This is a genomic window from Rhodoferax sp. GW822-FHT02D07 (assembly GCF_058802405.1).
In genome coordinates, this window is the sequence record NZ_JBXAOD010000008.1 from 56,667 (window position 1) to 73,985 (window position 17,319).

The window sequence follows — 17,319 nt, forward strand, 5'->3', positions numbered from 1 at the left end:
CATCTACTCCCATGACCGTCATCCATGCCCTGCAAGCCGCCCAGCGAGGCCCTGCGCCCGCACCGGCCCAACCTGTAGCCCTGCTGGCAGGGGCGGCCGGTACCTTGGGCGCCGAGGTACTTCGCCGTCTGGCCGGCGGCCACCATTACCGGGCGCTGCATGTGCTGGCGCAGGAAGAGATCATGCCGGCCCTGGCGCGGGTGCATATGTTGGCCGTGCCGGCGGGCGACCCGCAGCACTGGCCCGTGCAGTCGGCGCAGGTGGGTGTGATCGTGTTCGATGCTCCGCGCCTGTACAACGAACGCGAACGGGCGCTCTGGACGCCACAGCCTGCCCAGTTGCAGGCGCTGGCGGGTTGGATGCATCGCTGTGGCGTGCGCACGCTGGCCGTGGTGGTGCCACATGACCAAGGGCGCCTGCCCGAAGCCTTGAAGGCCGGTCTGGCTACGCTGGATGAGCATGCCGTGGCGACCATGGGATTTGAGCGCCTGCTGCTGGTGCGACCTGCTGCGGTGCCGCTGGCGCGGCGCCATGCGCATGTGCTGGAGTGGCTGGCGCACCGCATGCTCTCCATCTTTGCCTACATGATCCCCAATAGCGAGCTGCCGCCGCGCCCCGCAGATCTGGCGGCGCTGGTGGACGTGGCGCTGCGTGAGATTCCACCCGGCGTGCACATCGCGCCGCCCGAGCTGGCCCGCAAAACGCAGGCATCCACGGTGCAGGACAGCGTGCGCGCCTGGCTGGCCCGCTGACTTCGGGGAGAATCGGGTCATGCCCCGACACAAAGCCACCCTGCATGCCGCCCTGGGCGGAACCCCCGACGATGTGGAAGCCGCGTTCTATGAAGCGCTGCAGACCGGTGACATCGAAAAACTGATGGCCTGCTGGGCCGACGAAGACGACATCGCCTGCATCCATCCCGGTGGCCCGCGCCTGCTCGGCGTGCGCGCCATCCGTGCAGCCTTTGAGACCCTGTTTTCCCACGGCGGTGCCGTGCGTGTGCAGCCCGAGCAAATACGCCGCGTGGACTCCCTGGCCAGCGCGGTCCACCATGTGCTCGAAAGCGTGGAGCTGATGGGCGCACAGGGCCTGGCCAAAGCACATGTGCTGGCCACCAACGTGTACCACAAGACCCCGCAGGGCTGGCGTCTGGTGGTCCACCATGCCAGCCCGGGCACGGCCGAAGATGCGGCCCATGTCAGCCAGGGTGCGCAGGTCCTGCACTGAATAAATAGAGCTCCAGCCCTCATGAAATCTGCGCAAGCAGCTATGAATTATGTAGCGCCCCGCTGGCTGCCGGGTGGCAACCTGCAAACCATCTGGCCCGCGCTGTACTCGCGCCGCGTGTTCGGCCCCCACCCCCAGTACCGGCGTGAGCGCTGGGCCACGCCCGATGCCGACTTCATCGATGTGGACTGGTTGCAGGATGAGGCCGCATCGGCGCCCACCGTGGCAGAGCGCCCCTTGCTGGTTCTCTTTCATGGCCTGGAAGGCAGCTCGCGCAGCCACTACGCCGAGGCCTTTGCCGACTTTGCGCACAGCCAGGGCATGGCCTACGCCGTGCCGCACTTCCGCGGTTGCGGCGGCGAACTGAACCACGCGCCGCGCGCCTACCACTCGGGTGACTTTGCGGAGGTCGGCTGGATGCTGCAGCAGTTCCGCGCGCAGCACCGTGGGCCCATCATCGCGGTGGGGGTGTCACTGGGCGGCAACGCGCTCTTGCGCTGGGCGCAGGAGGCGGGCGATAGCGCAGCGCAGACCGTGCGCGGAGTGGCGGCCGTCAGCTCGCCCATCGACCTGGCTGCGGGCGGCTACGCCATCGGCCGTGGCTTCAACCGCCTGGTCTATACGCGCATGTTTCTCAACACCATGGTGCCCAAGGCGCTGCAAAAGTTGAAACAGCACCCCGGCCTGTTCGATGGCGAGGCACTCAAGGCTGCGCGCGACCTTTACGAGTTCGACAACATCTTCACCGCGCCGCTGCACGGCTTCAGTAGCACCGAAGACTATTGGGCCCGTGCATCGGCCAAGCCGCATCTGGCCGCCATCCGCGTGCCTGCGCTGGTGGTCAACGCGCGCAACGACCCCTTTGTGCCTGCCTGGTGCCTGCCTTCGCAGGCCGAGGTGGGGGCGCACGTCACTCTGTGGCAGCCCGCGCATGGCGGCCACGTGGGCTTCCCGCACGGGCCGGTGCCCGGGCACGTACGCACCATGCCCGAAGCAGTGGGCAACTGGCTCGCCCGCCATCTGGACTGAGCGCTCATGGACGACATCGTCAAGCAAGCCATGGCCAAGTGGCCCAATGTGCCGGATTGCTACGGCTGGCTGGGCTTGGATGCGCGCGGCCAATGGTTCATGCGCGACGACGCGGCCCAGGCGTCCGGTGCCTTCGCCAGCGGACGCCCCGGCGCCAGGGGCAGCCGCCTGCAGCACGAAAAGCTGATCGCCTTCATCGAACGCAACTACGCTGCCGACGCGCAGGGACGCTGGTTCTTCCAGAACGGCCCGCAACGCGTATTTGTGGAGCTGGAAGCGACGCCCTGGGTCTGGCGCGTGGCGGACGACGGACAGGTCAGCGCGCACAGTGGCGTGCCCGTGCAAGTGCAGGCAGCATTGCTGGACGAGCAGGGCTGGCTCTATCTGCACACGAACCTGGGCCTGGGCCTGGTGCACACCCAGGACATGGCGCGTGCGGCGCAGGTGCTGGAGCAGGGCGTCTGGCAGTTGCAGGACGTCGTGCGCGCGGAGCTGCCTTTGCGCTTCGCGTATGTGCCCAGCCCACAAGCCTCTGTACTATCAAAATAGTAGCTACTGACGCAAATGCCACGCGGGCTAGGGGTATTTTTGACGCTGATGCAGGCGTAAAAAAGCCGACCCTGGGGTCGGCTTCTTGAAGGGGGCGAAACGGCTTACTTGGCAGCTTCGGGGGCAGCAGCTTTCTTCACGGGTTCGGCAAACTTGCCGCCGCCGTTGTTCGCCATGTAGACCACCGCGCGGGCGACTTCGAAGTCATCCAGATCGCCACCACCCTGGGCACCCATGGCGCCCTTGCCCTTGAGGGCGGAATTCAGCAGCGCGTCGAAGCCGGACTTGATGCGCGGGCCCCAGGCAGACGCGTCACCAAACTTGGGGGCGCCAGCGGCGCCAGTGGCGTGGCAGGCAGAGCACTGGGCCTTGAAGACCTGTTCGCCAGTCTTCATTTCGCGGTTGGCATCGCGGATCTCAACCATGCCGACCTTCTGGATGCGCTCGGCCGTGGCCTTTTCCACATTCACCGAGCCGGCAGCGGGCTTGTTGGCGGAGGTGACGTAATACACCAAGCCGATGATCACGAAGATGGGGATCACAAATGAGAAGAACGCCGCCAGCAGCAATTGCTTGGGAGTCTTGATGGGACCAGTGTGTGCCTCATCGTGCGCGTTCGCGTGGCTGGAGTCGCTCATGGGGATCCTCAAAAATGTCGGGGGCTTCGAAACAGCTGCGGATTATAACGGGGCCCCTCTGTGAAAACACCTACAATGCGCCTTCCCTGAATGCGGCTGTAGCTCAGTGGATAGAGTATTGGCCTCCGAAGCCAAGGGTCGTGGGTTCGATCCCCGCCAGCCGCACCACATCTCAGGAAGTCCTTGATCCAGTTGGATTTTCTCGGCTAAATCGCCTCTGCTGCATCACCCTATAGCAAAAGGGCGATATGCAGAACTTAGAACGGCGTCCCAGCGGCATCTACGTCGCACGGCTTACTATTCCAGTCAGATTGCGCGCTGTGGTGGGGGCTAGGGCCTTTGTAGCAAGCACCGGGTCACGTAGCTTGGCGGTAGCTAAGCTTGTCGCCTCAGAGCAGATAGCGCGCTGGCGTCGTCATCTATTCGACTTGGAACGGCTTTGTCTATACGGATCCTCGATGAACCACGAGAACATTCTCAAAATCGCTGATGGTCATCCGTTGCTCCATACGGGAGGGTTCCTCCCTCTCAGCCAAGCCTCGGCGATTCTTGGACTGACGCCGCATGATCTCTTACGCCAAGCGGCAGAAGGGCGGTTGGTGCTGTACTGCCGTTTGCAGGGGGTCCTAGGCTACAAGGCGCCGTTTTCGTCTTTCGAGCCAGACGATCCAGAGCTTGGAACGGTACTTGTGCCGCGAACTCGCTACAGACCAGTGGGCTCGAAAATCCACCGGGCGTTTGGCATCTTCCACGTTCCGCACGACGAAACCTCTGCTGTGGCAAATCTGCTGTTGACCAAGGGCTCTGCGACAATTTTGGCGCTTGAGGAGCATGGTGCGAGCGATGATGGCTTGGCATTCGTGCCCGAGGAAATATTGGAGCTCACGGATCAGCTTGTGGAATTGTCGGCAAGCGAGGTCGATGTGTTGCGCCGTCAGATGGCCGATGCCATTGCGCCTTCTGCGCTAGTGGCTGCTCGCCAGTCGTTCAAGAGTACGGCCGCTGATGCCGCTACCGCCGCCAAGTCGTCGCTTCTGCTCTCGAATTGCATTGACGAATACACAAAGTCGCATTTGCCGCAGTCCATCAGTTCACCTAAGGAGATCACGAGAATTCGAAATGGACTGCTATTGCTTGCCGAGTTCGAGGGGGACTTGCCAATCCGAGAGTTCAGTCCTGATGTTTTGCGTAACTTCAGAGACGCACATCTCGCCCGGATGCCGGCCAAGGAAAATCAGGTGCGCCAGCAATTTGGCACCAAATCTATGGCGGAATCCATCCGTGCGCTTGACGGCGAGGATTGGCCTCGCATGTCTTCGGGGGAACGTGAGCTCAGGATGCAGTGGCTTTCTCGCATGTTTCGGTGGCTTCATGCGCAAAAATGGATCGTAGATGATCCTTGCACGGGCTTGCGTGGCGAGTCTGTTCTGACCAAGGTCGAGCGCAAGCAGGTTGCTTCAAGTCGTAAGGCCCGACAGGAATTTGCCAAGGACGAGATAACCCGTATCTTCACTGCGCCGGTCTATCAGGTTGAGTCCTGGAAAGCGACTAAGGCAGGGACTTTCAGGACCTTTCAGCCGTTTCACTATTGGCTGCCGTTGCTCGGACAGTTCACAGGAGCGCGCATCGGCGAACTCTGCCAGCTCTATTTAGACGATGTGCGCTGCGAGGATGGTGTCTGGTTCATTGACATTAACGAGCGCACACCTGATAAAAGCCTGAAGAACGCGTGGTCGGCACGGCGCGTGCCTTTGCACCCCAGACTTGTAGAGCTCGGCTTGGTGCAGTGGTGTGAGCAGTTGCGTCAAGAGGGATTCCGCCGTCTTTTTCCAGAGCTCTCGTGGAACGAGACGAACCGATATGCCAAAGAGCCGATTCGTGCGATGTCGCAGTTCTTTGTGAAGCTTGGCATGCCCCGTGATGGAACCAAGGTATTTCATTCCTTCCGACATGGGGTGAACAATCGATTGCAAAAGTATTCGGGAATGCCAGACATCATGAGAAAGCGCATGATGGGACACGAGCCGGGCGAGGGCGTCAATGAGCGCCACTACTTGAGCGATGCCAAGCCAAGCGAGATGCTGGTATTCATTAGTGATCTTGATGCAGGGTTGCCAGCCTTAAGTCCCTTTGATATCGGCGTTGGCTCCATCGCTGTGCGAGACGCACTTCGACGCAAAAAAGCTGGGCGAGGCGCAGACGAGGCATAGAGCTCAGCCCAATAGGCGTCCGCCAACTAGTTTTGCAACAAGCGCGTTCGGGTCCACCCGATGCCTCCTCTCGCATCCGAAATTTTGCCCGCCCAGATTATCTGGACGTACCCTTGCAGATAGCTGTTGATGTATTGCTCGCCGGTATTCGGTTGGACTACACGGACTCGAATTCGAGTGCTTGTCTTTTCGCAGGCGCGCGTCATCAGGAGGATATCGGCATTCGGGTTTAAGAGTGCTCCAGGTGATTTGCACACGATCGATCCCTCCGGGAGGAAGACAGGCAGACTCAGATCCGGCAAATCAGGCAGTGGTTGTCGAGTCATCCAGGCTTGAATAGCCGCATCCCGCTGACGCGTATTCGCGATCTTTTCCGCTGTCGGTGCAGGCTCCTTCTTGTACTTCAGGTCCATATCGCTGGCGGCACTTCGGATCTTGCCTTCGCAGGCATAGGGGCCGGTGCCGCCGTGCCGAGGGTCAAGCTCATTTTCACATTGGCGCAACCAGATGCGAAATTCGGTTCGGCATTCTTGGCCCATGATTGACCACGCATCCGGATATTTCTTGATATCGAACTGGCTGCGAACACAGTCTTGGAGGGGCGCGAATTGGGACGGAGCCGGAAAAGGCTCGTGCGAAGCGAAGACAGAAGAGATTGTGCAGCTCAACAGCAGCACGCCATAGCTGACCTTGGGCACGCGCCTGAGCACGAGCCGCATGCTCGCAAGCACAGTCAAGATCACGAAAGAAAGAATTGGTGCATTCACGGGGGGCTCCTTCTCAGGGGTTGAGGTTGATTGAATTATCAGATCGATTGGATTTTCCGATATTCGATAACTCGATCACTAATGGAGTCCCTTATTCCTTTGCACCGTAATTGCCTTCAAAGACTGATCTCCGCAAAAAGCTGGGAGCGACTCTCGCGCTTCGCCGGCGGGCCAAGTATCGGGGGCAGCGCGAGTTCGCAGCTGAGCTGCAAAGGCCGCAGTCCTACATTTCAAACGTGGAGTCGGGGAGTAAGGAGATTGACCTCTTCGAATTCCTCGCATGGATGCATGCTGCTGGCGCATCGGACGACGAAGTACTGGCTGTAGTGCAGGACTTGGCCTCTTCGTTGCGCAACAAGCGAGTGCTTGATGCCACATTCGGTCGGCGAGGAAGTGGGGTGCAAGATAGTGCGCCTAGCGATAAGCCTGCAAGTCGGCGCGTCCGTGTTGCTGAGGCCACTCCCAAGAGGGTCAGGCTCGCGAAGTAGCCGGAAGCCTTAAATCGGGAATGCACGTCCTGCGCAAGAGGCTAGGTAGAGCCCAGGTTTTGGCAGTAAAAAACCCATCCCAAGCCTTTGTCAACGAGCACGAGCGCATACAAGGGCCTACTAGGAAATGTGCCGAGAATGACTATTGCGAATTTCTAGTGTCCGCCATCCTGGCATTGGAGATAGCTAGGTAGAGTGGCTGGAATTGATTTCTAATCAATCCGCGGGTCAATTGCAAATCGGCTACGGAGCAGCGCCAGAGTTCGATCGGGAGAGATTCTGGGCACTTTCTTCTCGCGAATAACAGTATTTATTTATTCGATCACCCTAGGCAATGGTCTTGCTTACGTGCCAATACAGACTTGAACCAGAGCATAGTTTGACTATTAGAGGTGCTTTCTCTGTAGGCATCTAGCAGCTCGTGGAAAAGTGCTCGGACAATTAACTGGCCATAGCGCTACCATTCCTTCGGGAGGGGCTACGTAGCCGTCTTTCCGGGACAGGCTTCAGTTAGGCGGATGCGGCGAATCTGGGGCGAGCCCTCCTCGTCGCTCCACATGAAGTTGCGAGATGGAGGAAGAGCCCATTCATGGGTGACTCTACTAAATAAACGTGCCGTACGCGTTCCGAATGTAGTCTCCGCGGCCTTCAAGGCCAACGACAGCATATATGCGTTTACTGCACCGCGCGCATTTCCAACACGTCGAATGGTCATGGCCGCGCGATGCTGGTTGGCCGGAGTGCCGAGCGAATTGATAGTCCTAGAGCCTGACATGCCGTTTGCGGCTCTGGACAGTGCATTTTGATCAGGCGATATCCAAAAAGCTAAATGCTGGTTCCAAAAATGACGGTGATCCATCGTGCGCACGGCCGCAACTGTAGATATCTCCGATTTTTCTAAAGCCTTTTTGCCACGCACTCGGTATTCCAAATGAGCGCAAGTGCGGCCATACCAGGGTTTTGATGTGCGGTCCGAATACAGCGCGATCTCAATTCCCTGCCGGATTTTTCGGTTGTAGTAGATCGTATCGTGCTCCGCGGTTATTGTTCTCTTAGATCGCCCCTTAGGCAGCAAGTGTGACTCTAGGTGATCGTGTAGTTGGTCCGCCAAAAGTCCACTTGAGGCGAGTAGATCAAGCGCCACATGGGCTTCAACTAGCGATACCCAGCCCATGCGTTCAAATTTCTCCAGTAGCGCGAAAGCCCCCAGCTGAGGTTGATGAATTATCACGCGAGTGGTGAATCCACCGGGGTACTTAGTGCATTGCTTGATGTATCTCCCATCCCCTAAGAATTTGGCGCCGATCTGCGCGCGGAGTGCTTCAAAGTCTTTTTTAGGAATTAGCTTCTTGAGGTGAACAATAATTGTGTCCACATATGAATATGAGCCAAGGTGCTCGGGTGGGGTAGTGTTCTCCCCATCATGCTTTGGTCTACCGGCTGCCATTGTTAATCTCCGAGGATTGGATTCATAGATATACGGTGGTTTCAAGAAAACAAACGACGAACCCTGCGGATAGGGAGATAACAACAATGCATCTGACCAAACTGGTCATAAAGAACTTCCGCAAGCTCAAGCATGCGGAACTGTCATTTAAAGCCGGCCTAAACGTCCTGGTCGGTGGCAACAACGTAGGCAAGACGGCCGTCGTCGACGCCTTGCGCGCGCTGCTGGCCGGGCACGATGAGCCTTATCCGCGCCTCGGCGAAGAGGATGTACACCGCCCTAAGGGTGGCGCCCCTTCCGGCGATATCGTCTTTGAGTACGTTTTCAGCGGGCTAGACGAGGACGATGAGGCGGACTTCTTGGCTGCTCTGGTGCCCGACGCATCGGGCAAGCTCGAGGCGCACATCAAGATCCGCTACTCTGAAGCCGACAAAGGCGGGCGCCTACGCGCGAAGCGGTGGTGCGGTGAGCACGAAGACGTTGGCCTGACTGCGGACATTATGGAAAATCTGCGTGGCGTCTACTTGCCTCCGCTGCGTGACGCCTCGCAAGGGCTGAAGCCTGGCCGCGCCAGTCAGCTTGCCCGGCTGCTACAACTGCTGGCCGACGATGTCGGCATCGAAGGTATCAACAAGGTACTGCAGAAACTTGATGGCGAGCTGAAGGCGCACCTGCCCATAGTTCACACCCACGAGGCCATCAACACCCGGCATAAGACGATGCTGGGCCCGCAACTCGCACAGATGCTTGAGGTGGGCCTCAGCGCCAGTGACTTCAAGAGCCTGAAATCCAGGCTTTCGCTGGTGGTGGACGACTTCGAGATCGAGCAGAACGGATTGGGCTTCAACAACCTGATCTACATGGCGGTCGTACTGAGCGAGCTAGCCAAGAACCCTGATTCCTGTTACCGCGGCCTGATCGTTGAGGAACCTGAGGCGCATTTGCATCCGCAGCTTCAGGCCGTGCTGCTTCAGTACCTGCAGTCCATCCAGGACGTCAATGGCGAGAAACCCGTCCAACTCTTCGTGACCAGCCATTCACCAAACTTCGCGAGCATTGCCGACCTGGACAGCCTGGTGTGCCTGGTTGACACCGGCGCCGCAGTCGAAACCTTCCTTCCACGCAGCATTACTTTCAAGAAAGGCAAGCGTGAGAAGCTCGAGCGATACCTCGATGTCACGCGCGCCGAGCTCTTCTTCGCTCGTCGGGTCATCTTCGTCGAGGGCGCGGCCGAGCTCATGATGGTCGATGCGCTGGCCAAGCGTATGGGTTACGACTTGCGCCAGCACGGCGTGAGTCTGATTAGCGTTGAGGGACTGAACTTCGATTCTTTCCTCCCCCTCTTCGGGGACCAGGCGCTGAAGATCCCGGTCGCTGTCCTGACCGACGCGGATCCCGTGGCGCGCAAGGTCGATCCCGCGGCCGCCGCTGGAGCCCCCTCGCTAATGGCGGCCTCGGCACCGGCGAATGCTTCCGCCCCGATCGTCGCGCCTGCTGAAGCCGTAAACGATCCTGAAGACGACGAAGAGGACGAGGATGCGGAACCCGTCTATCCAGCGCCAGGAGACACCATCATCATCTCGGCCAACACTGCCAAGATGAAGAAGAACGAAGATAGCCACGTTAAGGTGTTTCATGGCCTCAAGACCTTCGAGTACGACCTGGCTTTGGATTCGGACAACCGCACAGCCATGCTCAAGGCGCTCAAGGAGATGCGGCCGAGGATCGCCAAATCCCTAACGACCACCGTCGCAGCCGAAGTTGGTGATGCAGCGCAGGCCAAAGCGCTGTTCTGCGGAATGTTCGAGCGCAAGCAGAACAACGTCCAGAAAGGCAGTTTTGCCCAATCGCTGGCGCAGGTCATTTCAGACGGCACGGTGGCCTTCAAGGTCCCGGCCTATATCCAAGACGCCATCAAGCACGTTTGCCAAGTGTCAGCGCCCCCCATTCCATGAGCGCGCTTACACCCGAGCAGCAGGACGTCGTCAACGCGCCGATGGTTCCGTTGTGCGTCATCGCTTGCGCAGGTAGCGGCAAGACCAAGACGGCCGTGCACCGCCTTGTCCGCATGCGCCGCAATCTCGGCGAGGCGCGAGGCCGCGTGGCGCTGCTTTCGTTCTCCAATGTGGCTGTCGACACCTTCCGCAAGGCCTATGACGATCTGGCGAGCAGCCTGCCATCGAGCGCCGGCAGGTCTCGGGTTGAGATCGACACGCTGGATGGCTTCATTACCACCAACATCATTCGGTCGCACGGCCATCGGACCATGAAGTCGCCGCGTGCAACGTTCCTGGTGACAGGCAACGAAAGCTTCCTGGACGGCTTCAAATTTTCGACTGCGGCGTTTCCACAATCCATCACAGCGCTGAAGCTGGCGTTCGTGAATGGTGCCGAGCTTTTTTACCACTCCTTTAACGACCAGGTCGAGCAGGTCGACACGGCTATCGCCCGCAATTTGATCACAAAGCTGGGCCGAACCGGTGCGTATACCCATGACCTGGGCCGCTATTGGACCTACCGCGTCCTGAAGGAGAGGCCCGAGCTGCTCGCCACTCTAGCTCGCCGGTACCCGTACATCCTGATCGACGAAGCTCAGGATATTGGTTCGGTGCACCAAGCGATCCTCGAACTGCTCATCGGTGCCGGCGTTTGCGTGACGCTAATCGGTGATCCCAACCAGGGCATCTTCGACTTCGCTGGTGCCAATGGGGAGTTTCTCAGCAGCTACCACCAGCGCGCAGGCGTCAAACAGTATTCGCTGAAGCGAAATTTCCGGTCGGCCCCCAGCATCGTAGACCTTGCTAACGGCCTCTGCGGTCGCGCCGATGTCGCCGAACGGGCTGCGCCCAACATGCCACACGGTGCCTTCTTCACCACCTACAAGAAGGACCAACACCCGCAGCTCATCACCGCGTTCCAGGGGGCAATGTCTGCCGCTGGGTCCGACATCAATCGCTCCGCCATCCTGTGCCGATCCAACGGGTTAGCGCAGACATTGCGAGGCGACAAAGTGTCGGCCGGCCAAGGCTTGGTCAAAGCGTTCGCGGCAGCAGCGCTGCTGCGTGACAGGCGCAAGGATCTATTGAAGTCGTTCCAGCGAGTGACCGTCGCGGTGGTCGCGTTACTAGACAACGCACCCAATGGCCTGGAGAGCCTGATCGCACAACCCAAGGGCGATCCAGTGGTTCGGGAACTGCGCAAAACTATTTGGTCTTTCACCCGCGACGCTGACATCGGCCTTCCATCTTCGACACTCGTTGCCGACACGCATTGGCATCCACAACTCTTGGCACGCGTCAAAGTGCTGCTGGCCAACTTGGAAACGAAATTCGGATTGAAGCCGACTGACAACATCGGACGCAAGCTAGCCAAGACGGCTTTGCCGAACTCGCCACTGGCAAGCGCAGAGGATCTGGCGGACAGCGAAGCAACTGCTCTTCGCGTTGATACCGTGCACAAGGCCAAGGGAGAAAGCCTAGATTCCGTCCTATACATAACCACCAGAGAGCATGCGCAGGCTCTGCTGGACGGCGTCACAACGGAGGTTGGCCGCATCGGCTACGTCGCTGCGACACGTGCCCGGGACCTACTGTGGGTGGCTGTGCCGCATAGTGCCGTGAAGGAGTTGCGGCCCGCGCTGCTGGCTAAAGGTTTCAAGGAAGTTGGATAGCGAATCGAACTCAAGCCACGCGATGTCGGCTTGAGCGTAGAGAATTCAGAGTGGCGAAAATCCGATCTGCGTCGAGAGTGATTGTTTAGCTTGCGCTAGCGCCCTAAATAGCGGTGGTGGTTTCGGGATGCGAACGGCTGGTGGAATTCATGCGAATACTCAAATTGCCCCTATGGAAGCAACTTATGCTTGCGTAGCTGTCACGATGGTTTTTGCAAGTTCTCGAGGCGTTAATGCACTTGCGTCAAGTACAAGATCTGCGACGTGTATGAGGTTTCGAGAGGCTGCTTCATTCGCATGGTTGATGGCAATTTGGTATGGTGTGACATCACTGTTGGCGCTCAGTCTCAATTCATATCGCTGTTGCAAGACGCTTTCAGGTGCGTTAAGGTGAACGTGAAGCACTCTGGGGCCATACGCAATCCGAAAGTGCTCAATCTGGCGCTTCTTTCTGACCGCGTCAACGAGCCAAAGCTTTTGGTCTGGCGATGCAGCAAAACCTGGCTGAGCGACTTGATCCAACACCCACCGGTAGTCAGTTTCTAAATCAAGCTTGTCACCCAAATTCTGAAGGCTCACTCTTTGATCATCTTGCCCATGCTTGTCGGCGATTGCTTTTAAGTAAGCACTGGAGCGAACGTAGTCAAAGCCATGGGCAGTGATCAGCTCTTGTCGAACGCTGGTTTTACCTACCGCAATTGGTCCGCTCAGAAGTACAAGTGCTTCAATTTCCAGCAATTGACAATCCTCCTAGACATATATCTTGCCGGGTGACAGATTCTTATCGAAGCTATTCGATAGGTGCATACTGATGCGCTACCTATCAATAATTGGCTTTCAGCGAATTATGAGGTGTATTCCGACTCCACTTGCCACCAATTCCGGGAAATATTGATCGGTTCAAGCTGTCAGTTCTGGGCTAGTGGCGGGTATAGGCGACAATGGTGAAAGCAGACACCGAAGCGACGTTTGCTTGTTATTGTTATGACCATTGGAACTTTTCCCCAGGTCAAATAACCTTTTAACTCCAAACCGGATTTCGTGTGTTCGTCGTACTTTTTCCGTTTGTCAGGCTTGTTAGTTTGACGTCTATGTCAAGTTAGACCTCACAACCGATGGCTCATCGCGCCCTATCCCAAAAGATCGGCTCACGCGGCCACAAGTGGCTACTCTCGCACGTTGAGAAGCATCCAGACTGGCTTACGCGCGATCTTGGGGAAGACTTTGGTGTGGACATGGAGTTCGAGTTAGCGAGCCCAGAGCTTCTTGGCGAGATTTTGAAAGTCCAAGTCAAGTCCACGACAAAAGCTTTACGCAAGGATGGCAAGGTCCAGTTCCACATTGATCGAAAATACGTTGAATACGCTGCTTCTTGTCGCTACCCGGTTATCTTTGCTCTGGTCGATATCGAGGGTGAAAACGCTTGGTATTTATGGCTTCAAGAGTGGCTCTTGTCCCGTCGAAGCGAGGCGAGTCCATTACGGGTTGACCAAGAATCCTGGGTGGAATGGATACCCGAGACGCGAACTATTCAACATGGTCTGAACGGGGAACTAAAGTCAATTGCGAAATGGGAAGGCCAAACGCAGCTTGTCTTAAGCCTACTAGACGCATTGCACGCAGGGATCGCAACCCAAGATCGAAATATTATCGATGCCCTCACTACGAGCATCGAAAAAGCGTCAACCCAACTCGGAGATGCTGCGCTGAATGTATTGATCGACAAAGCTATTGCACTGGGCAATCGTATGCGCGGCACTTTGGAGGGGAATGCCATTGCCGACCAGTTGTTTTCCCTGGTTAGAAAGCTGGGAAGTCGCGTCTCAATTGACACAGTGGCTGCCTTAGTGCTTCGAGGTGACTCTTACTCACGTGTGGGGCTTTCGGCACTTGCAATTCTCTATGATGAATGGCCTGATCACATCAAGTCACTTGGACTGCCGCCGTTCTTTTCACCACTAGAGCCGCGAGTAGCTTATTATTGTGCGTTCCGAGAAGCCTTCCCTGAAGAGCACTCGTCCAATGTCTTCGCCGATCTCACGGCGTTTACATATGCGGGGCTCAAATACGTTCAGCCGGATAGACATTGGGACAAATATGCCAATAGAGGCCCTTCTGCATTGCTCGACTACTTGGTATTCAAAGACGAGGTCTGACCCTGCAATGCACCGAACACATCTCAGCAAGCCGCGCCGAGCTGGTGATTCTGAGAGTTGAGCGTGTGTTTACTCTACGGCGAGCGGCAGCTATGGGGCGATAGCTACCATGGTCGAGCTGATCTTCACCTATTGGCACTGGTCAGCACAAGCATATTGGTCAGCCTTTGCCGGAATTTCGGTCAGTGTTTTTTGTGATCGCGAGTTTGCGACCGTAATATCATGATGCATATCCGCCAGTACACGCAGGATATTTTTTTACGCTATCTGCGCCATTTTCGAAGTGAGTCTGATCGGTACATGTTGCTGGAGAAGCAACTCAAGTCTGATCAAGACCTTTTTGTCCGTTCAAATATGGACGGACACATTACGTCGAGCGCGGCTGTTCTAAAAGAACACAGCTCGGAAATATTACTTATCCAGCATGCATTTTTGGAGAAGTGGCTGACACCGGGCGGTCATTACGAAGGGCCTGGCAATCTTTTTGATTCGGCTCTCCGGGAAGTCGCAGAGGAAACGGGTGTTGTCAATGCTAGAGCGCATCCATGGACGAGGGCCAATGACATCCCGCTTGATATTGATAGCCACGAGGTCCCTGTTCGCCCGGCAAAGGGAGAGGGACGGCATGTGCACCACGACTTTCTTTTTCTTGCCACGGCACCTGCCAATGTCCGATTGCAGGCCCAACTTTCAGAGGTTCATGAAGTGGCGTGGGTTCCTGTTGAAAATTTGGCTAAGTCTTCAGACAGACGTGTCCGGCGGCTATACGAGAAGCTGTTGACAATTGGCGCGTTGTCTAAAGGTGCCGAGCACCGGAGCTGAGGCTTCTAGACACTCATATGGGTAAGTTTCCGAGCACCTCCTTGCCTTTCATTCGCCGGACTTCGATGACGTGCTTTGCAATGTCAGGGATGGAATAGTCGACCACAACTTCCACAACCTCCTTCAGAGGCGCTCCAGAGGATTTCTTGGTTGGGTAAGCTGAGATACGTTGAAAGTCATTCATTCCGCGTGGATGGGGTACTGGCCACGTGTTTCCCGAGTTCATGCGACAGAGCCAGGCCCTGCTGCTGTATGTTGACATCAGCGCTTCTGTGTCAATGGTCAGTACATCGTGTTCTAGGTTCCGGTAGTGGCGCGCACCGAGGAGTCCGAATAGACGCAATTCCTTCGCCCACATAAAGACCCGACCATTCAAAAATTGGTACCACTGTGCCGGCGTAGTTCCGTCGATGAGTGCGTCTGCGATACGCGACGGAGGCATTGGCTTTTGGTCGCGGATGATGACGCCACTGTCTGCTGAACCGATCAGCATCTTTTCAGGGCGATGGCCCGCCTCAATGCTGACCCGTTTTGCACCATTTACTTTGTATTTATCTAAAATGGCCGTAGTACTGAGTAAGCCATGCGCCTTAATGGACGGCCATGTGTCTTTCTCCGCCATGTGATAGAGCCGTGGATAGCGCGCTATGAGGTCTTTAACTTCCATGCTATTCCTTATGCCGATCACCACATGCGTCGGTCAATGATGTTTCGCTCACTGAAATCAGTGGAAATGAGGGAAACGGGGACACCGCTGACTTTCTCCATTTCTTCAATGAATCGCAAGGTATCGTCCGTCAATTGCTCGTAACGGTAGGCCTTCCGATTCTCTACACCGAAATAGTCAGCAAACGTCAAGGCGATATCAGTGCCGCCATTCAAAAGTAGCGAGCGACGCAGTTGAGCCCAATCGAACTCGGCCACTCGGCGCCTCCTTCCAGAAACGGACCCCACCTCCTTGTTTACCAAGGTGTCCTGCGCAATACCAGACCGTCGCGCAATTTCTTCAAATGAGATCTCCTGGCTCATGTAACCGGAAGTCTTGCCTTCAACCGAGTCGCCCACACGTATCGGATAGGTGCGGCAGACCATCATCACGCGCCGGACGTGTCTGGCAGCCAGGCCGGCTTCGGCCAAGCAACCGGCAGCTGTGGTCGTCCGGGATGTGACGTGCGGATAGTGCCCATGGTGAATGCTGAGAGATGTTCCTTGCGTGCCCTCGAGCATTATTTTCTTGCCCCGCGAAAGGCAATTGGCGAAATACTCGACGGTATCGCCGAGATATCGCCTCAATTCGGGCATATCTTTGGCAAGTTGCACTTCTGAATCTGGACGGCGATAGAGAATCTTGCGGGCTGTCGCGGCACCAGTTCCTTGAGCGGTTGAGCCAATGGCTCCCTTCAAAGTACCGGTCTCCCAAGTCACATCGCTTGGGTCAATGATCATCGCCTGCGGGTCGACAATGAGCTTATCGTATTGAATCGATAGCTCACCGATTTCCCGGAGCAGTACGTCAAGACTGATGACAGCTCCCGCACCAATTACAAGCGTTGCATCCTTGTTTCCGAGATGCCCAGATGGGAGCTGTCGGAAGGTGTAGGGCTTTTCGCCCTTCCCTACGAACACCTGATGGCCGGCGTTGGGACCTCCCACACGAACCAGTACGTCATACTCGGGGGCTAGGTAGTGGGCGATATTGCCCTTCCCCTCGCTGCCGTACTGGCCTCCTATAAGGATGTCGATGTTCGGTTGCGCAATAACTGGACGAGGCTGTAGCCTTGCTACCACTCGAGCAAATACGTCCTCAGCACTACAGCGGTCGGTGTCAATGACAACATCAGCCAACTTGGCCAGTTCTTGGACATGATGCTGAGGCCAACCTTTCGAAGCTTCAGCAAGAGTTGCGTATTTGCTAGTAGGGCCAAGACTTTGATGACGTTTGTTCAAAGCCTCCGTGCCGGCGTCAAGATGGACATGGGTGACAGCCCAGCCACTTTGTCGAAGAAAATGAACCTGTGCAGCAATGCGGACAGCGTCAATGACCAAAAAGTCAAACTTCTCGTCATTCATGAGACGCCGATTCAACGCGTCGGCCAACCACCGACCGCCAGTATCACGGTCGAGTCTCTGGGCTGTACTGTGCGCCAGCTGTTTGCTCATACCGGCAGCTGATAGCTGCTCGGCAATCAGGTCCTTCGACTTGAGAAGCGTTGCTCCTGCTTTCTGCTGGAGTTGTATCGCTAACGTCGACTTACCTGCACAAATCCTTCCTGATAGAACTACCGCTCTTGGTTTCATTTGCTCCCTAAGGCTGTT

General features: G+C 56.9%; 16 protein-coding genes and 1 tRNA gene. 11 read left to right on the top strand and 6 right to left on the bottom strand.

The features are described 5' to 3' along the window. The first annotated feature begins 11 nt into the window (after positions 1–11). The 4 genes from AC1RNN_RS16915 to AC1RNN_RS16930 are packed head-to-tail and all read left to right on the top strand — an operon-like array spanning position 12 to position 2,805. On the top strand, positions 12–752 hold the full coding sequence (locus AC1RNN_RS16915) for a hypothetical protein (protein WP_493090429.1): 741 nt from the start codon (positions 12–14) through the stop codon (positions 750–752). Between the two features lie 19 nt (positions 753–771). Then, complete coding sequence (locus AC1RNN_RS16920; protein ID WP_493090431.1) at positions 772–1,227, top strand: YybH family protein; 456 nt, start codon at positions 772–774, stop codon at positions 1,225–1,227. A gap of 21 nt (positions 1,228–1,248) precedes the next feature. Next, positions 1,249–2,256, top strand: coding sequence for a YheT family hydrolase (locus tag AC1RNN_RS16925; RefSeq protein WP_493137481.1), 1,008 nt, complete (start codon positions 1,249–1,251; stop codon positions 2,254–2,256). Positions 2,257–2,262: 6 nt separating this feature from the next. Next, positions 2,263–2,805 carry a DUF2946 family protein gene (locus AC1RNN_RS16930; protein WP_493090435.1) on the top strand — a complete coding sequence of 181 codons (543 nt, stop codon included), beginning with the start codon at positions 2,263–2,265 and terminating at the stop codon, positions 2,803–2,805. Positions 2,806–2,909: 104 nt separating this feature from the next. Here AC1RNN_RS16930 and AC1RNN_RS16935 read toward each other — a convergent pair whose 3' ends face one another. Then, positions 2,910–3,443 (bottom strand): c-type cytochrome, encoded by a 534-nt coding sequence (locus AC1RNN_RS16935; protein ID WP_493090436.1) that lies wholly within the window; start codon positions 3,441–3,443, stop codon positions 2,910–2,912. Between the two features lie 92 nt (positions 3,444–3,535). On the opposite strand from AC1RNN_RS16935, the gene AC1RNN_RS16940 reads away from it, so the two are divergent. Together AC1RNN_RS16940 and AC1RNN_RS16945 are read left to right on the top strand one after the other, a co-directional pair. Continuing rightward, a tRNA-Arg gene (locus tag AC1RNN_RS16940) sits at positions 3,536–3,611 on the top strand. Positions 3,612–3,901: 290 nt separating this feature from the next. Continuing rightward, positions 3,902–5,653 (top strand): site-specific integrase, encoded by a 1,752-nt coding sequence (locus AC1RNN_RS16945; RefSeq protein ID WP_493090438.1) that lies wholly within the window; start codon positions 3,902–3,904, stop codon positions 5,651–5,653. 26 nt (positions 5,654–5,679) lie between these two features. Here AC1RNN_RS16945 and AC1RNN_RS16950 read toward each other — a convergent pair whose 3' ends face one another. Then, the gene (locus AC1RNN_RS16950; RefSeq protein WP_493090440.1) at positions 5,680–6,420 is read right to left on the bottom strand and encodes a hypothetical protein; all 741 of its coding nucleotides are present in this window, start codon (positions 6,418–6,420) and stop codon (positions 5,680–5,682) included. Positions 6,421–6,530: 110 nt separating this feature from the next. On the opposite strand from AC1RNN_RS16950, the gene AC1RNN_RS16955 reads away from it, so the two are divergent. Beyond that, positions 6,531–6,908, top strand: coding sequence for a helix-turn-helix domain-containing protein (locus AC1RNN_RS16955; protein WP_493090442.1), 378 nt, complete (start codon positions 6,531–6,533; stop codon positions 6,906–6,908). A 478-nt stretch (positions 6,909–7,386) separates the two neighbouring features. Here the strand turns inward: AC1RNN_RS16955 and AC1RNN_RS16960 are convergent, their stop codons facing one another. Beyond that, positions 7,387–8,283 (bottom strand): hypothetical protein, encoded by an 897-nt coding sequence (locus tag AC1RNN_RS16960; protein ID WP_493090444.1) that lies wholly within the window; start codon positions 8,281–8,283, stop codon positions 7,387–7,389. A gap of 158 nt (positions 8,284–8,441) precedes the next feature. Here AC1RNN_RS16960 and AC1RNN_RS16965 point away from each other — a divergent pair, with 158 nt between their 5' ends. Then, on the top strand, positions 8,442–10,310 hold the full coding sequence (locus AC1RNN_RS16965; protein WP_493090446.1) for an ATP-dependent nuclease: 1,869 nt from the start codon (positions 8,442–8,444) through the stop codon (positions 10,308–10,310). Then, positions 10,307–12,025 (top strand): UvrD-helicase domain-containing protein, encoded by a 1,719-nt coding sequence (locus tag AC1RNN_RS16970; RefSeq protein ID WP_493090448.1) that lies wholly within the window; start codon positions 10,307–10,309, stop codon positions 12,023–12,025. The genes AC1RNN_RS16965 and AC1RNN_RS16970 overlap by 4 nt, the downstream gene beginning before the upstream one ends. Positions 12,026–12,208: 183 nt before the next feature. Here the strand turns inward: AC1RNN_RS16970 and AC1RNN_RS16975 are convergent, their stop codons facing one another. Then, positions 12,209–12,763, bottom strand: coding sequence for an AAA family ATPase (locus AC1RNN_RS16975; protein WP_493090450.1), 555 nt, complete (start codon positions 12,761–12,763; stop codon positions 12,209–12,211). A gap of 377 nt (positions 12,764–13,140) precedes the next feature. On the opposite strand from AC1RNN_RS16975, the gene AC1RNN_RS16980 reads away from it, so the two are divergent. Then, the gene (locus AC1RNN_RS16980; RefSeq protein ID WP_493090451.1) at positions 13,141–14,181 is read left to right on the top strand and encodes a DUF4365 domain-containing protein; all 1,041 of its coding nucleotides are present in this window, start codon (positions 13,141–13,143) and stop codon (positions 14,179–14,181) included. A 222-nt stretch (positions 14,182–14,403) separates the two neighbouring features. Next, the gene (locus AC1RNN_RS16985) at positions 14,404–15,003 is read left to right on the top strand and encodes an NUDIX hydrolase (protein ID WP_493137482.1); all 600 of its coding nucleotides are present in this window, start codon (positions 14,404–14,406) and stop codon (positions 15,001–15,003) included. A 13-nt stretch (positions 15,004–15,016) separates the two neighbouring features. Here the strand turns inward: AC1RNN_RS16985 and AC1RNN_RS16990 are convergent, their stop codons facing one another. Further along, positions 15,017–15,670: a DUF7002 family protein gene (locus tag AC1RNN_RS16990; RefSeq protein WP_493090455.1), complete on the bottom strand. Its 654-nt coding sequence runs from the start codon at positions 15,668–15,670 to the stop codon at positions 15,017–15,019. 17 nt (positions 15,671–15,687) lie between these two features. Then, positions 15,688–17,301 (bottom strand): adenylosuccinate synthetase, encoded by a 1,614-nt coding sequence (locus tag AC1RNN_RS16995; RefSeq protein ID WP_493090456.1) that lies wholly within the window; start codon positions 17,299–17,301, stop codon positions 15,688–15,690. Between the last annotated feature and the right edge of the window lie 18 nt (positions 17,302–17,319).

Excerpts from the sequence above, each read along its gene's own strand:
- AC1RNN_RS16935 (WP_493090436.1), bottom strand. The coding sequence starts at position 3,443 with ATGAGCGACTCCAGCCACGCGAACGCGCACGATGAGGCACACACTGGT.
- AC1RNN_RS16920 (WP_493090431.1), top strand. The coding sequence starts at position 772 with ATGCCCCGACACAAAGCCACCCTGCATGCCGCCCTGGGCGGAACCCCC.
- AC1RNN_RS16915 (WP_493090429.1), top strand. The coding sequence starts at position 12 with ATGACCGTCATCCATGCCCTGCAAGCCGCCCAGCGAGGCCCTGCGCCC.
- AC1RNN_RS16990 (WP_493090455.1), bottom strand. The coding sequence starts at position 15,670 with ATGGAAGTTAAAGACCTCATAGCGCGCTATCCACGGCTCTATCACATG.
- AC1RNN_RS16925 (WP_493137481.1), top strand. The coding sequence starts at position 1,249 with ATGAAATCTGCGCAAGCAGCTATGAATTATGTAGCGCCCCGCTGGCTG.
- AC1RNN_RS16970 (WP_493090448.1), top strand. The coding sequence starts at position 10,307 with ATGAGCGCGCTTACACCCGAGCAGCAGGACGTCGTCAACGCGCCGATG.
- AC1RNN_RS16995 (WP_493090456.1), bottom strand. The coding sequence starts at position 17,301 with ATGAAACCAAGAGCGGTAGTTCTATCAGGAAGGATTTGTGCAGGTAAG.
- AC1RNN_RS16980 (WP_493090451.1), top strand. The coding sequence starts at position 13,141 with ATGGCTCATCGCGCCCTATCCCAAAAGATCGGCTCACGCGGCCACAAG.
- AC1RNN_RS16965 (WP_493090446.1), top strand. The coding sequence starts at position 8,442 with ATGCATCTGACCAAACTGGTCATAAAGAACTTCCGCAAGCTCAAGCAT.
- AC1RNN_RS16985 (WP_493137482.1), top strand. The coding sequence starts at position 14,404 with ATGATGCATATCCGCCAGTACACGCAGGATATTTTTTTACGCTATCTG.
- AC1RNN_RS16930 (WP_493090435.1), top strand. The coding sequence starts at position 2,263 with ATGGACGACATCGTCAAGCAAGCCATGGCCAAGTGGCCCAATGTGCCG.
- AC1RNN_RS16945 (WP_493090438.1), top strand. The coding sequence starts at position 3,902 with ATGAACCACGAGAACATTCTCAAAATCGCTGATGGTCATCCGTTGCTC.